The 14,558-nt window shown below is 65.7% G+C and carries 16 protein-coding genes; 12 read left to right on the top strand and 4 right to left on the bottom strand.

The features are described from left to right. Positions 1-302: 302 nt before the first annotated feature. The 3 genes from WN73_RS25580 to WN73_RS25570 are packed head-to-tail and all read left to right on the top strand — an operon-like array spanning position 303 to position 4,313. Positions 303-1,709 carry a DegQ family serine endoprotease gene (locus WN73_RS25580; RefSeq protein ID WP_028171398.1) on the top strand — a complete coding sequence of 469 codons (1,407 nt, stop codon included), beginning with the start codon at positions 303-305 and terminating at the stop codon, positions 1,707-1,709. Next, positions 1,706-3,043 carry a replication-associated recombination protein A gene (locus WN73_RS25575; protein ID WP_011088123.1) on the top strand — a complete coding sequence of 446 codons (1,338 nt, stop codon included), beginning with the start codon at positions 1,706-1,708 and terminating at the stop codon, positions 3,041-3,043. Before WN73_RS25580 ends, WN73_RS25575 begins: the two co-directional genes overlap by 4 nt. A 52-nt stretch (positions 3,044-3,095) precedes the next feature. Further along, a complete protein-coding gene (locus tag WN73_RS25570) occupies positions 3,096-4,313 on the top strand; it encodes an RluA family pseudouridine synthase (RefSeq protein WP_028171399.1) in 1,218 nt (405 codons plus the stop codon). Between the two features lie 186 nt (positions 4,314-4,499). On the opposite strand, the gene WN73_RS25565 is transcribed toward WN73_RS25570, so the two are convergent. Then, the gene (locus tag WN73_RS25565; RefSeq protein WP_028171400.1) at positions 4,500-4,946 is read right to left on the bottom strand and encodes a hypothetical protein; all 447 of its coding nucleotides are present in this window, start codon (positions 4,944-4,946) and stop codon (positions 4,500-4,502) included. 76 nt (positions 4,947-5,022) lie between these two features. Here WN73_RS25565 and WN73_RS25560 point away from each other — a divergent pair, with 76 nt between their 5' ends. From WN73_RS25560 to blaOXA, 4 genes are all read left to right on the top strand, one after another. After that, complete coding sequence (locus tag WN73_RS25560) at positions 5,023-5,817, top strand: ATP12 family chaperone protein (RefSeq protein ID WP_028171401.1); 795 nt, start codon at positions 5,023-5,025, stop codon at positions 5,815-5,817. A 57-nt stretch (positions 5,818-5,874) separates the two neighbouring features. After that, entirely contained in the window at positions 5,875-7,512 is a 1,638-nt protein-coding gene (gene fliK / locus WN73_RS25555; protein WP_028171402.1) for a flagellar hook-length control protein FliK, read from the top strand. Then, positions 7,509-7,772 carry an EscU/YscU/HrcU family type III secretion system export apparatus switch protein gene (locus WN73_RS25550; RefSeq protein WP_011088117.1) on the top strand — a complete coding sequence of 88 codons (264 nt, stop codon included), beginning with the start codon at positions 7,509-7,511 and terminating at the stop codon, positions 7,770-7,772. The genes fliK and WN73_RS25550 overlap by 4 nt, the downstream gene beginning before the upstream one ends. A gap of 73 nt (positions 7,773-7,845) precedes the next feature. Further along, on the top strand, positions 7,846-8,664 hold the full coding sequence (blaOXA, locus tag WN73_RS25545) for a class D beta-lactamase (protein ID WP_028171403.1): 819 nt from the start codon (positions 7,846-7,848) through the stop codon (positions 8,662-8,664). 157 nt (positions 8,665-8,821) lie between these two features. Here blaOXA and WN73_RS25540 read toward each other — a convergent pair whose 3' ends face one another. The 3 genes from WN73_RS25540 to WN73_RS25530 form a co-directional block, all read right to left on the bottom strand. Further along, positions 8,822-9,814 carry a dienelactone hydrolase family protein gene (locus WN73_RS25540; protein ID WP_028171404.1) on the bottom strand — a complete coding sequence of 331 codons (993 nt, stop codon included), beginning with the start codon at positions 9,812-9,814 and terminating at the stop codon, positions 8,822-8,824. 70 nt (positions 9,815-9,884) lie between these two features. Further along, positions 9,885-10,481, bottom strand: coding sequence for a hypothetical protein (locus WN73_RS25535; RefSeq protein ID WP_028171405.1), 597 nt, complete (start codon positions 10,479-10,481; stop codon positions 9,885-9,887). A gap of 164 nt (positions 10,482-10,645) precedes the next feature. Beyond that, positions 10,646-11,050 carry a DUF4260 domain-containing protein gene (locus WN73_RS25530; RefSeq protein ID WP_028171406.1) on the bottom strand — a complete coding sequence of 135 codons (405 nt, stop codon included), beginning with the start codon at positions 11,048-11,050 and terminating at the stop codon, positions 10,646-10,648. Between the two features lie 149 nt (positions 11,051-11,199). Between WN73_RS25530 and WN73_RS25525 the strand changes: the two genes are divergently transcribed. The 5 genes from WN73_RS25525 (at position 11,200) to WN73_RS25505 (ending at position 14,509) form a co-directional block, all read left to right on the top strand. Beyond that, complete coding sequence (locus WN73_RS25525; protein WP_028171407.1) at positions 11,200-12,732, top strand: acyl-CoA carboxylase subunit beta; 1,533 nt, start codon at positions 11,200-11,202, stop codon at positions 12,730-12,732. A gap of 120 nt (positions 12,733-12,852) precedes the next feature. Further along, a complete protein-coding gene (locus tag WN73_RS25520; RefSeq protein ID WP_011088111.1) occupies positions 12,853-13,200 on the top strand; it encodes a hypothetical protein in 348 nt (115 codons plus the stop codon). A gap of 160 nt (positions 13,201-13,360) precedes the next feature. Beyond that, the gene (locus WN73_RS25515) at positions 13,361-13,846 is read left to right on the top strand and encodes an adenosine-specific kinase (protein WP_011088110.1); all 486 of its coding nucleotides are present in this window, start codon (positions 13,361-13,363) and stop codon (positions 13,844-13,846) included. A gap of 119 nt (positions 13,847-13,965) precedes the next feature. After that, on the top strand, positions 13,966-14,148 hold the full coding sequence (locus WN73_RS25510; RefSeq protein WP_028171408.1) for a hypothetical protein: 183 nt from the start codon (positions 13,966-13,968) through the stop codon (positions 14,146-14,148). Next, positions 14,060-14,509, top strand: coding sequence for a GcrA family cell cycle regulator (locus WN73_RS25505; RefSeq protein ID WP_306421904.1), 450 nt, complete (start codon positions 14,060-14,062; stop codon positions 14,507-14,509). The genes WN73_RS25510 and WN73_RS25505 overlap by 89 nt, the downstream gene beginning before the upstream one ends. Positions 14,510-14,558 lie beyond the last annotated feature (49 nt).

Here is a 14,558-nt window from a genome sequence, read left to right as displayed (position 1 = left end):
ATCGTTTGACGAACTTCCCCAAGTCGCGAACGGAGAGCCTAGGAAGGATCGATGACTGCCCCGCGACGCTGCGTCCGGTTGCGTGGTTCCCACTGATGCAAATTCGCCGCAACCGAATCCGCCTTGCATCACCATGCAAGATGACGCGTATCATGCCAATCCGTAGCGCCGGGCAAATTGCCATTTCGCACACCGGGCCGGTATGCGGCGGGCGCCGGAAGGGGGGTGAATATTGCCATCCCGCGCCCTTCTATTGGGGGGCGAACGCGCCTATATTCCGGCGTCTTTTCCAAGAGGTAGGAATGTTTCGATCGACCTGGACCGCCGTCGTCACGGCATTGTGCATAGGCTTTTCGACCCACTTCAATCCGGCAGCGGCGCAGGACCGTCGGGCCCCGTCGTCGCCGGCCGAGCTGCGGCTGTCCTATGCGCCGATCGTGCAGCGGGTGCAGCCGGCGGTCGTCAACGTCTATGCCGCCAAGGTGGTGCAGAACCGCAATCCGCTGCTGGATGATCCCATCTTCCGCCGCTTCTTCGGCGTGCCCGGCCAGCAGCCCGAGCAGATGCAGCGCTCGCTCGGCTCCGGCGTCATCGTCGATGCGTCGGGCCTCGTCGTCACCAATGTCCACGTCATCGAGGGCGCGGACCAGGTCAAGGTGTCGCTGTCGGACAAGCGCGAGTTCGAGGCCGAGATCCTGCTGAAGGATCCCCGCACCGATCTCGCCGTGTTGCGCCTGAAGGACACCAAGGAGAAATTTCCAACGCTCGACTTCACCAATTCCGACGAGCTGCTGGTCGGCGACGTCGTGCTCGCGATCGGCAACCCCTTCGGCGTCGGCCAGACCGTGACCCACGGCATCATCTCGGCGCTGGCGCGCACGCAGGTCGGCATCACCGACTACCAGTTCTTCATCCAAACCGATGCGGCGATCAATCCCGGCAATTCCGGCGGTGCACTGGTTGACATGAGCGGCAAGCTTGCCGGCATCAACACCGCGATCTATTCGCGCTCCGGCGGCTCGCAGGGCATCGGCTTTGCGATCCCCGCCAACATGGTGCGCGTGGTCGTCGCTTCCGCCAAGGGCGGCGGCAAGGCGGTGAAGCGTCCCTGGCTCGGCGCGAAGTTGCAGGCGGTGACGCCCGAGATCGCCGAAAGCCTCGGCTTGCGTTCGCCGACCGGCGCGCTGGTCGCGAGCGTGGTCTCGAACGGTCCCGCAGCGAAGGCCGGCCTGAAATCCTCCGATCTCATCACCGGGATCGACGGCCAGACCGTGGATGATCCCAATGCCTTCGACTACCGCTTCGCGACGCGTCCACTCGGCGGTTCCGCGCAGATCGACGTGCAGCGCGGCGGCAAGCCGCTCAAGCTCGCGATCGCGCTGGAGACCGCACCCGACGCCGGCCGCAACGAGCTCGTCATCACTGCGCGTTCGCCGTTCCAGGGCGCGAAGGTCTCGACCATCACGCCGGCGGTTGCCGACGAGCTGCATCTGGACGCCGACACCGAAGGCGTCGTGATCGCCGATCTCGGCGGCGACAGCGCGGCCGCGAATGTCGGCTTCCAGAAGGGCGACATCATCCTGGCTGTCAACAATCAGAAGATCAGCACGACCGGCGATCTCGAAAAGGCTGCGGGTGAGCGCCCGCGGATCTGGCGCATCACGCTGGTGCGCGGCGGGCAGCAGATCAACGTCACGCTGGGCGGATGAGTCCGAAGCGACCACAGGAGACGCCAACTCTCTTTGCCGCGGCGGGGCTCGATCACGAGGCTCCGCATCCGCTGCCGGACCGGCTGCGCCCGCGCGCGTTGTCGGAGGTCGTCGGCCAGGATCACATCCTCGGCCCCGACGGCGCGCTGACGCGCATGCTGGAGACGCGCACGCTCGGCTCGCTGGTGTTCTGGGGCCCGCCCGGCACCGGCAAGACCACGGTGGCGCGGCTGCTGGCGGACGCGACCGACCTGCATTTCGAGCAGATCTCCGCCGTGTTCTCCGGCGTCGCCGACCTGAAGAAGGCATTCGACGCAGCGCGTGCCCGCCGCGAGATGGGCAAGGGCACGCTGCTGTTCGTCGACGAGGTGCACCGCTTCAACCGCGCCCAGCAGGATTCGTTTCTGCCTGTCATGGAAGACGGCACGGTGGTGATGGTCGGTGCCACCACCGAGAATCCGTCCTTCGAGCTCAACGCGGCGCTTCTGTCGCGCGCGCGTGTGCTGGTGTTTCGCTCGCTCGATGCTGCCGCGATCGAGAAGCTGTTTGCGCATGCCGAAGAGGTGGAGGGCAAGAAGCTGCCGCTCGATGCGGAGGCGCGCGCGGTGCTGGTGCGCATGGCCGACGGCGATGGAAGGGCCTCGCTGACGCTTGCCGAAGAGGTTTGGCGCTCTGCACGGGCTGACGAGATTTTCAATGCCGCGCAGTTGCAGGACATCCTGCAGCGCCGCGCCCCGATCTATGACAAGTCGGCCGATGGCCATTACAACCTGATCTCGGCGCTGCATAAGTCGGTGCGAGGCTCCGATCCCGACGCGGCGCTGTATTACCTCGCGCGCATGCTCGATGCCGGCGAGGACCCGCTGTTCCTGGCCCGCCGCGTCGTGCGCATGGCGGTCGAGGACATCGGGCTTGCCGATCCGCAGGCGCTCGTCATCGCCAATGCCGCCAAGGACGCCTTCGACTTCCTCGGCCATCCCGAAGGCGAGCTCGCCATCGCGCAAGCGGTGGTCTATCTCGCCACTGCGCCGAAATCGAACGCGGTCTACACCGCCTTCGGGGCCGCCATGCAGACCGCAAAGCAGGCCGGCTCGCTGCTGCCGCCAAAGCACATCCTCAATTCCCCGACCAAGCTGATGAAGTCGGAAGGCTACGGCGCAGCCTACGAATACGACCACGACGCCCCCGACGCCTTCTCCGGCCAGGATTATTTCCCGGAAGCCCTGGGCCGCCAGACCTTCTACGATCCGCCCGAGCGCGGTTTCGAGCGGGAGATCCGGAAGCGGCTGGATTACTGGGCCAAGCTGCGGAAGGAGCGGGGCGGCTCGCGCTAGAAACGGCCATTTCGCCGTGACGGGAGCCGGCTTTTAGGGTACGCAGGCAGCCATGAGCCGCCGCATCAAGAGAATGAATCCAAAGCCCCGTTCGCGTGACGAGCGCGACGATTCGCGTCCGTTCAAGGCGCGCACCGCAAAGAAAGCGGGACCGCGGCCGGGTGGCAAGCCGGGGACGAAGCCGCCGCGCTTTGCGGGCGAGCGCGCCGAGCGGCGGCCGCCCAAGGCTGCTGCACAGGAAAGGCCTGCGCCCGAAAAGCCGGTCGAGGCGCTGCTGCCGACCAAGGTGCAGACCGTCACCGTGACCGCCGACGAGAACAACATGCGGGTCGATCGCTTCCTCGAGGCGCGCTTTCCCGGCCTGTCGTTCTCCCACATCCAGCGCGTCGTCCGCAAAGGTGAGCTCCGCGTCGACGGCAAGCGCGTCGACAGCAAGGACCGGCTGGAGGAGGGGCAGAGCGTCCGCATCCCGCCGCTGAAGCTCGACGCGCCCAAGGCCGTCGGCGAGCTCTCGGAGGCTGCGCAGAAGACGCTCAAGGCGCTGAAGGAGATGACGATCTACGAGGACGACGACGTCCTCGTGCTTAACAAGCCGTTTGGGCTTGCGGTGCAGGGCGGCTCCGGCACGACGCGGCACATCGACCAGATGCTGGAGGTGATGCGCGACTCCAAGGGGCAGAAGCCGCGGCTTGTGCACCGGATCGACAAGGACACGTCGGGCTGCCTCCTGATCGCGAAGACCCGTTTCGCTGCTTCGCACCTGACCGGCGCGTTCCGCTCGCGGTCGGCGCGAAAGGTCTATTGGGCGCTGGTGCCGGGGCTGCCGAAGCCGAAGCAGGGCCGCATCTCGACCTTTCTCGCGAAAGAGGAGAGCGAGGACGACACCATCATGCGTATCGCCCAGCACGGCGATGAGGGCGCCAGCCACGCGGTGACCTATTACGCCGTGGTCGAGACCGCCGGCAACAAGCTGACCTGGGTGTCGCTGAAGCCGGTGACGGGCCGCACCCACCAGCTCCGCGCACATATGGAGCATATCGGCCATCCCATCGTCGGCGATCCCAAATATTTCAACATCGAGAACTGGCAGCTGCCGGGCGGCCTGCAAAACCGGCTGCATCTGCTGGCGCGCCGCATCGTCATTCCGCATCCGCGCGGCGGCGTGATCGACGCCACCGCCCCGCTGCCGCCGCACATGCAGCAGTCGTGGAATCTGCTCGGGCTCGATGCAAGCCGGTTTGATCCGATCGAGAACGCGCCGGAGGAATAGTGAATCCGTAGGCTAGGGAGTTTCCGCGACGTCGTCCTGGCGAAAGCCAGGACCCATTACCCCAGGGAGGGGTTTGGCGAAGACTCCTCGTTCGGTATTCCGACCTCTCGCGATCGATAGATCACGCGGTATGGGTCCTGGCCTTCGCCAGGACGACATCAGGTGTTTGGCGAGCGGCTTACCCCCTCAATTCCGAAACTGCTCCAGAAACATCCGCAAGCTGTCGTGCGAGCTCTCGACATCGGTGATCAGCCAGCCCTCGGGTCCGTTGACGAGGATGAAGTTCAGCGTCACCCGGCGGCCGTGATTGTCGAAATTCGCCGCGACATAGGTCTTGTCGTATTGCCTGCGGGCCACCGCGATCGCGACCGGGCCGAGCTTCCAGCTCGGGCTCTGCACCAGGAAATCATAGGGCTCGGCCCTCGGCGTGCTCCAGGCCTTGCGCAGCGGGAAATCGAAGAACTGCCGGGCGGTGGCGCCATCCCGCGGCAGGCCTTTTGACAGTTCCGGCGCGCCCTGGCCGTAATGGGCGTAGACATTGCGAACCAGCGATTCCGGGCTACGAAAGCCTGCCTCCGCCGCGGCCAGTCCAAGTCCCGCATATAGGGCGACAATGCCCGTAAGTTCCCTCATGCCCGCCGCTCGCTTTATCGGCCACAGGTCTTAGCTTAAAAGCCTAGCATCCAGCCGCGGAGACCGAAAACCCAAGATGCGTGAATTGTTCGATGAAGCTGCGGGCCAGTCTCCGCGCGATCCGCGGGAATCGGCCCGCCAGTCCGCGCGCACGCCGCAGCGCAAGCGCTTCTACAAGGAGGCCGGCGTCGCCGAGGCCGAAGGCGGCTTCGCCATCACACTCGACGGCAGGCCGATCCGCACGCCGTCCGGCCGCCAGGTCGTGATCCCCTCGCGCGCGCTGGCCGACGCGGTCGCCGCCGAATGGGCGGCCCAGGGCGAGACGATCGATCCCGTGACCATGCCGCTGACGCGGATCGCCAACAGCGTGGTCGAGGGCGTGGTCGACCGCGTCGAGCTCGTCAGCGACGACCTTGCGAAATATTTCGAGTCCGACCTGCTGTTCTATCGCGCTGGTCACCCCGAGGCGCTCGTGGCCCGCGAGGCCACGCATTGGGACCCCGTGCTGTTCTGGGCCGCGGAGACGCTGGGCGCGCATTTCATCCTGTCCGAGGGCGTCATGCATGTGAAGCAGCCGGACGAGGCGGTCGAGGCCGCGCGCGCGGCGCTGCCGGGCGACGCCTGGTCGGTCGCCGCGCTCCACGTGGTGACGACCCTGACCGGCTCGGCGCTGCTGGCGCTGGCGCTGGCTCATGGCGTGCGCGATGCCGGCCAGGTCTGGGCCGCCGCCCATGTCGACGAGGACTGGAACATCGACCAATGGGGCGTGGACGAGGAAGCTGCGGCACGCCGGGCCGCCCGCGCGCAGGATTTCGAGGCTGCCGTGGCGGTTCTAGACGCGGTGAAGGTACCTGCGGTCAAAGGTCCTTAACGAGAGGTTTACGAGGGCGGCCTTAGGGTGGGACCAGCGTTCCCTGGGCCCCCCGAGATGCCGACGCCGATAAGCTCGATCGTTCCCGTCAGTGCTGCCAGCCCCGTGGCTGATGCGGCGACGCCCGATCTCGTGCTTCAGGCCGGCAGCGTCGTCGACGCCAGAGTGGTCAGCGTGCTCGCCGACAATCTGGTGCGGATCGCGATCGCAAACCTCTCCCTCGACGTGATGTCGGAAGTCGCGCTGTCGCCTGGACAAAATCTTCAGCTCGCGGTGTCGCAGAACGACGGCACGATCCGGCTCGCCGTCGTCAACGGCGCAGGCGAGGCGGCGGCCGACCAGGTCACGCTGACGCCGGCCGCGGCTTCGCTGGTAGAGAGCCCGCCGCTCGCGCCGTCCGCAACCGCCGCCCGCAACACCTTGACGCCATCGGAGCAGCTTGCTGTCACAACGGCTTCGGCCGAGGCCGCGAGCAAGCAGGGCAGCCAGGCGCCGCTGTTCGCCAATCTCGCCTCCGTCGTCACCGGCAGCGATCTGCCGGCGGGATTGAAGCAGGCGGTGCTCGACGTGCTGGCGCAGCAGACGCAGCTCAATACTCAGCTCGATGGCGGCGACATCGAATCCGCCTTCCAGAAGTCCGGCCTGTTTCTCGAGGCTTCACTGGCCGCGGGCGCGACGCCGTCGCCAGGCGCCGTGCCGGACCTGAAGGCGGCGCTGCTGGTGCTGCGCCAGACGCTGGCCGCGACCTCAGGCGTGCGCGAGACCGGCGTGCCGCAGGCACCGGCGCAAGCCGCCGCGCCGCCGACAAGCGTCACGACCACACCGCAGACCGCAGCATCCGCACTTCAGGCGGCGGGCGCGGCCGCGCAAGCGGCATCCCCGTCGCCCGATACGGAGATCGCCCAGCCGACGCAACTGCCGCGCGGCGCTGCGCTCGCAGCCGCCGTGCTGGCCGACATGCCGGGCAAGGCGCCGCAGACGGCGGGCCCGCGAACCATGTCCGCAGGCCTTGCCGCGAGCCTCCTGCAGGAGGTCACGCAAAACCTGCCGCGCATGATCGGCAACGTGCCGGGCTCGAACAAGGCGGTGCCCGATGGCCACATCTTCGAGGCCGCCGCGCGCGGGACGCCACCGCCGTTCCGCGGCGCGCTGCCGTCGCCGCAGTCCATCGCCTCGCCGTCGCTCGCGCCGGATACGCCGCTGGCCGCGACCGTGCACCGCCTGCTCGACGACACCAATGCCGCGATCGCGCGGCAGACGTTGCTCCAGGTCGCCTCGCTCCCCGATCGCACCGATGCCTCCGGCCATCGCGTCGATCCGGCCGTGCCGCAGTGGAATTTCGAGATTCCCTTTGCGACCCCGCAGGGCACCGCCATGGCGCAGTTCGAGATCTCGCGCGACGGCGGTAACGAATCCACCGATCCAACCAAGCGCGCCTGGCGCGCGCGCTTCACGCTCAATGTCGAGCCGGCCGGCCCGGTGCATGCGCTGATCACGCTGAACGGCGACAAGACCTTCGTGCGAATGTGGGCGGAGCGGCCGGCGACCGCGCAACAGCTCCGCGCCGGAATCGGTGAGCTCAGCCAGGCGATGACCAGGGCCGAGCTCAAGCCCGGCGACATCGTGGTGCGCGACGGCACGCCGCCGCAGCCGGCACCGGCCCGCGCCGGCCACTTCCTGGACCGCGCCACATGAGTGATCCGTCCAAGCTCGCGATTGCGCTGCATTACGAGAAGGGCTCTGGCGCGCCTGTCGTCGTCGCCAAGGGCAAGGGCACGATCGGCGAAAAAATCGTCGAGATCGCCAAGGCCAACGACATCCCCATCGAGGAGAACGAGATCCTGGCCGGCGCGTTGTCCAAGGTCGAGCTCGGCGAGGAGATCCCGCCCGATCTCTACAAGGCCGTCGCAGAAGTGCTGGTGTTCGTGCTGCGGCTGTCGGGCCGGGGGCGCTGACGCGCTGTCATCGTTTCACCACGATAGCGGCTGCATGGTCGCGTGGCATTTCTCAGTTCAACGGACATCGCCCTTGCTTACCCGCCGTTCCACTCTCGGTCTTCTCACTGCTGCCGCCACCATGCCGTCGCGCGCGCTCGCCCATGTCGCGCCGCCGCGCAATGAGATCCGCGACAGCCTGGCAAAGCGTTTCACCGATCTCGGCACATCAGGCACCTTCGTCGGCTACAAGGTCGAGGACTATCTGATCGTCGCCAGCGACAAGGAGCGCTCGGGCGAGGGGAAGCTGCCGGCGTCGACCTTCAAGATTCCAAACTCGCTGATAGCGCTGGAGACCGGCGTGGTTGCCGATCCTGACAAGGACGTGTTCCCCTGGGACGGTGTGAAGCGGCCGATCGAAGCGTGGAACAAGGATCACACGCTGCGCAGTGCCATCGCGGTCAGTGCGGTGCCGGTCTATCAGGAGATCGCGCGGCGCATCGGGCAGGAGCGCATGCAGAAATACGTCGACCTGCTCGACTACGGCAATCGCGACATTGGCGGCGGCATCGACCAGTTCTGGCTCACCGGAGCCTTGCGTATCGATCCGGTCGAGCAGGTCGATTTCGTCGACCGGTTGCGGCGCCGCGCGCTGCCGATTTCCAAACGCAGCCAGGATCTCGTCGCTGACATCCTGCCGGTGACCAAGGTCGGCGATAGCGTCATCCGCGCCAAGTCCGGCCTCTTGGGCGCCGAGCGCGGCGAGCCGTCGTTGGGCTGGATGGTCGGCTGGGCCGAGAAGGGCGAGGCGCACACCGTGTTTGCGCTCAACATGGATTGCACCGAGCCGCGCCTCGTCGGCGAGCGCATGCCGGTGACGCAAGCCTGCCTTGCCGAGATCGGCGCCGTCTGAGCGCAACCGCGCTGATCTGCATTGCGAGCGCAGCGATGCCGTAGGGTGGGCAAAGGCGCGTAGCGCCGTGCCCACCATCTCTCGATACGGTCACCTGTAGTTGGTGGGCACGCTTCGCTTTGCCCACCCTACGGTATCGCGTGCGGACCAGACCCTCTCAGCCCAGCTTGAACAGCGCCTGCAAAAACTCCTCCACGGCCTTGCGCGACTCCGCGGCGGTTGCGGGATTGCCGCCGACATGCGGATTGAGCTCGACGCAGGAATCCTTGTAGGTGAAGGGCGCTTGCGTGCTGGCGTTCATCAGCACGCCGCCGTCACCTTCCTTGATCTGGCAATTGCGCACGGTCTGCGCGTTGGCGGAGACAGCCACGGTGGCGGCGCCGAGCAGGCCGCTGTCAAAGCCGTGCGCGCTATCGGGGTATTCGGTCAGCACCACGTCGCGCCCGGCGGCCTTGAGCCGCTCGACGAAGGCCTTGCAGCTCTTCACGGGGTTGTAGTCATCAGGCGTGCCGTGGAAGATGCGGATCGGGCGCGCCGCGACATCGGTATCGCCGACGTAGCTTGTCGAGCAATCCGGATAGAACGGGATGTAGGCGGCGAACTGGATGCCGGACTTGTTCCAGAGCTTGTTGAAGCGGTTGAGGCTCGCATAGAGCGTTGCCTGTCCGCCGCGCGAAAAGCCCATCAGCACGATGCGGTCGGGGTCGACGCGGGGATGCTTCGCCAGAATCTCGAGCGAGCGGTAGATGTCGACGATCAGGTTGAGCCGGCCGAGCAGGGCCTGGTTCGGTCCGACCACCGTCAGTCCGCGGCCGGTAAAGCCGTCGATCACAAAGGTCGAGATGCCCATGGCGTTGAAGGCGTGGACCCAGGCTTCCGTGGTAGCGCCGACGCCGCTGGAGCCGTGCATCAGCACCACGACGGGGAGTTTTCCACTGCCCTGCGCGACGCGGAATTCGCCCGCGACCGTCACGACCTTGCCGGCGGCCGCATCGCCGCTCAAAAATTGCTGGTCGGAGAGGGTGAGCGAGGGGATCGGGTAGATCTCCGCGCGGGTGGCGACTTCCTTGGGAAGGGATTGCGCGTTGGCGAACGCGGCTGAGACGCAAAGCGCGATGAGCGCGGCAGCGGCGCGGAATGCCCTCGGCATCGGATTCTCCCTGATTTTTTTTGTAGTAGAACAACAGGCCCGCGCGCTGTCAATTTGGCGCGCGGCGGCCTTAGGCCTTGTCGGCCGTCTTCTTGGTCGTCAGCGCCTGGTCGATGGCAAAGCCGCCGATCTCGCTCATGGCCTGCGAGATCACGTCGCCGCTTCTGGCAAAGCCGCTGGAGAGATAGTCGAACTGCGTCCGCGCCGGCCGCAGCACCTCGATCGGCACGGAGACCGCGGTCTCGTTGAAGCTGTCGACGGAGGCGCGCAGCGTCTCCAGCTCGGTGCTGAGCTTCCCGATGTGGCTTTCCGCGTCCTGCATCAGGCCGAGCAGCTTGCCGCGCTCGGCATCGAACGCCGCACGCTCGGCCGCCGCAGCCGCCGTCACCTCGGTCAACTGCGCCCGCAGCGCCTCGATCTGGCTGACCATGGCGTCGGAGGCAAGCTCGGCGGCCTCGTGCAGCTCGACATGGCGTCTGTTCTCTTCATGCTGCTGATGATAGAGCCGCTCGGCTGACATCGCCCGCTGCGTCAGGGACTCGATCAGGCTTGCGGCACGCAGCAGCATCTCGCCGTTCCGCCCTGACACCATGCTGGCCATGCGCCGCAGGAAGTCGACGGTTTCGGACGACGAGTTCGGCGGCAGGGGGACGACCGTCGCGGACATGAGGTGATGCTTGCAGTCAGACGTGAGGACCGCCGCCGTACCGACTGGGCTCACGCAACATTCGGCGCCTGATCGTAAGCCTGGAGCAAGCCTGAATCGGCGGGCCCGGTCAACCGACCGGCACGGACAAAATCGACCCTCCCGCCGCCAAGTCGCGCGCGGGATCAGGCGTCCTTCTGCCGGCCAATCCGCCCAAGATGGGTAAAGCCGAACCCGGCTGAATATTTCAGGCCATAGCCCAGCGCCCGGTCTATGCCGATATGGGCCAGCCAGATCAAGGCGATGGATAAGGTGAGCGGCGAGGCGAGGCCGAAGCCCAGCGTCAGCAGCGCCACCGGCGCCATGTAGCTGTGGGCGGCGTTGTAGACCAGCGCGCCGAACCTGGTGCCCGAGAGGTATGCCAGGAAGCTCAGATCGGGGACGAAAAAGAGCAGGGCAAAGACGAGCCAGGAGCCGTCCCAGGCCCAGTAGAGCACCACCATGCCTGCAAACAGCGTCAGGCCCTCCAGCCGCAGCAGGATGTTGACACCGCCCGTCACAGTGCCGGTCTCGGTCGTTCCTTGGTCCATCGTCGCCTCCCAGGCAAAACTCTGTAATTCCTTGCGCTTTCCCGCTGCGGCAAGGCAGCCCTGCGGGCCCGAAAGCCGCTTCCCGGCCCGCAAAATGCCGTGTTAGAACCCCCGGCAATCGCATTTAGGCTAAGAACTGGCGGGAGCAAATGAAACATATCCTGGACGCCCTTGAAGATCGTCGTGCCGGCGCAAAGCTCGGCGGCGGGGAGAAGCGCATCGAGGCGCAGCACGCCCGCGGCAAGCTGACCGCGCGCGAGCGCATCGAGCTCCTGCTCGACAAGGGATCGTTCGAGGAGTTCGACATGTTCGTCGAGCACCGCTCCACCGAGTTCGGCATGGAGAAGACCAAGGTGCCCGGCGACGGCGTCGTCACCGGCTGGGGCACCGTCAATGGCCGCAAGACGTTTGTCTTTGCCAAGGATTTTACGGTGTTCGGCGGGTCGCTCTCTGAAACCCATGCGCTGAAAATTACAAAACTCCAGGACATGGCGATGAAGGCGCGGGCGCCCATCATCGGCCTCTACGACGCGGGCGGTGCCCGTATCCAGGAGGGCGTCGCCGCGCTTGCCGGCTATTCCTACGTGTTCCGCCGCAATGTGCTGGCCTCCGGCGTGATCCCGCAGATCTCCGTCATCATGGGTCCCTGCGCCGGCGGCGACGTCTATTCGCCGGCCATGACCGACTTCATCTTCATGGTGAAGAACACCAGCTACATGTTCGTCACCGGCCCCGACGTCGTGAAGACCGTCACCAACGAGGTCGTCACCGCCGAGGAGCTCGGCGGCGCCTCGGTGCACGCCACGCGCTCGTCGATCGCCGACGGCGCCTTCGAGAACGACGTCGAGACGCTTCTGCAGATGCGGCGCCTGATCGACTTCCTGCCGTCCAACAACACCGACGGCGTGCCGGAATGGCCGAGCTTCGACGACATCGGCCGTGTCGACATGTCCTTGGACACGCTGATCCCCGACAATCCGAACAAGCCCTACGACATGAAGGAACTGATCCTCAAGGTCGTGGACGAGGGCGATTTCTTCGAGATCGCGGAAGCCTTCGCCAAGAACATCGTCACCGGCTTCGGCCGCATCGCGGGCCGCACCGTCGGCTTCGTCGCCAACCAGCCGATGGTGCTGGCCGGCGTGCTCGACAGCGACGCCTCGCGCAAGGCCGCGCGCTTCGTCCGCTTCTGTGATGCCTTCAACATCCCGATCGTCACCTTCGTCGACGTGCCGGGCTTCCTGCCGGGCACCGCGCAGGAATATGGCGGCCTGATCAAGCACGGCGCGAAACTGCTGTTCGCCTATTCGCAGTGCACCGTGCCGCTGGTGACCATCATCACCCGCAAGGCCTATGGCGGCGCCTTCGACGTCATGGCCTCCAAGGAGATCGGCGCCGACATGAATTACGCCTGGCCGACCGCCCAGATCGCCGTGATGGGCGCCAAGGGCGCGGTCGAGATCATCTTCCGCGGCGATATCGGCGACCCCGACAAGATCGCGGCGCGCACCAAGGAATACGAAGACCGCTTCCTGTCACCCTTCATCGCCGCCGAGCGCGGCTACATCGACGACGTCATCATGCCGCACTCGACCCGCAGGCGCATCGCGCGGGCGCTGGCGATGCTGAAGGACAAGAAGGTGGAAATGCCGGCGAAGAAGCACGACAATTTGCCGTTGTAAGATCTCGTAGCCTGGATGAGCGAGGCGACATCCGGTTTTCCACTCAAGAGTCCCGCATGTCGCTTCGCTCATGCGGGCTACTGGCTACGCCTCTGATTTGGCATCCTCGATCAAGATCCGATGACCGAACACGATCCGACCGACGAAATTTCACAGATCGAAGATCGGATCGAGCGGCTCGCCGAGATTGCCGAGCGGTGCCGGAAGTACATTCTCGCGTCCAAGATCGCCATCGGCGGTGGGGGCGCGCTGCTGTTGGTCGCGATCCTCGGCCTGTTTGGGACAGGTCAGACCGCCGCGCTCGGATCAATCGCTCTGGTGCTGGGCGGGATCGTGTCACTTGGCTCGAACGTCAGCACGTTGCGGCAGACGGAGAGCGCGATCGGTGATGCGGAGGCGCTTCGATCTCGGCTGATCGGCAGGATCGACCTGCGCGTGGTTGCCGATGCGCCGATGAAGCTGGTGTGACGCGCCGGCCGTTCGGCACCTTTGTTCACTGCCCCAGCTTCGCCCGTCCCTTGCTTCGCTGCCAGTGGCTTCCGGCGCGAAATCGGCTGTCTCTGGCCGCTTGCAATTGCCTTCTGGTGGCCTACCATGAACAGCGTTGGGACCTTGAAGGAGTGCAGCCATGGAACTCACCGTGGTGCCGATCGTCAAGCCGGACGCAACCAACTTCATCTTCGGCCAGTCGCATTTCATCAAGACTGTGGAAGACCTCCATGAGGCGCTGGTGGGCGCAGTTCCGGGCATCCGCTTCGGGCTGGCCTTCTGCGAGGCCTCCGGCAAGCGGCTGGTGCGCTGGTCGGGGAACGACGAAGCCGCGATCGCGCTTGCACGCGACAACGCAATGGCCATCGGCGCCGGCCATACATTCCTGATCTTCCTGGGCGACGGATTCTTTCCAGTCAACGTGCTGGCTGCGGTGCGTGCGGCGCCGGAGGTCTGCCGCATCTACTGCGCGACGGCCAACCCCACACAAGTGATCGTCGCGCAAACGGAGCAGGGCTGCGGCGTGCTCGGGGTGGTGGATGGCGCCTCACCGCTGGGTGTCGAAACCGACGAGGACATTGCGTGGCGGAAAGACCTGCTGCGAAAGATCGGCTACAAGCTGTAGTGGCTGGATGCAGCCGAAGCGGCGGGCCTGCATCGACAAGACCGTCGAACCCACAACCGCAAGATGCCCGGCACATTAATCGCCGGCGCTCTCAAGCTCCAGACCCGAGGAGCAACACCATGAAGCAAAACATCCCCGAAGAATTTCCCACCGGCTTGATGGATTGGAGTCGCTTTGTGATCAAGGGCAGCAAGATGCCGCCCCGGGATCCTGATGACGATGAAGAGGACGAGGACGAGGAGGGAGAAGAGGAGGGGGACGACGACGAACCGGCGGTCGTACGCGAGCCGGACGAAGACTAGAAAAGTGGATGGCAGTTGGCGTACAATATCTCCCATGAGTTGGGATGCGAAAGACGTAGCGCTGCTCAAAAAACTCTGGGTCCAAGGACAGAGTGCCGCGCAGATCGCGCGCCGTCTCGGGTGTAGCCGTAACGCTGTCTGCGGCAGGCTAACTCGCTTGGGCCTGACGCGTGGCCACAAGCCGCCAACAGCAAAACCCAAGATAAGGTCGGTCCGGAAGCGAGAGCCGGCGTTGTTGGTTGCCTGTGCCCAACCGGCAGCCAAGAAGGTGTCGCGGAAGACAACAAACAAGCAGCCAAAGGAATTCAGCAAGCACCAGCTTTACGCCATGCTAGCTGAAGCGGTCAGGAATACGGGCTAACGGGCTACCGCGACGTTGTTGCGGCGCGGGCTCAATGAGCCGAGTCCGA

The sequence above is a fragment of the Bradyrhizobium sp. CCBAU 45394 genome (assembly GCF_028128655.1).
In the GTDB taxonomy this organism is placed as follows: Bacteria; Pseudomonadota; Alphaproteobacteria; order Rhizobiales; family Xanthobacteraceae; genus Bradyrhizobium; species Bradyrhizobium diazoefficiens.
The sequence above is the reverse complement of the archived record's forward strand: the minus strand, read 5'-3'. Positions and strand labels throughout refer to the sequence as shown.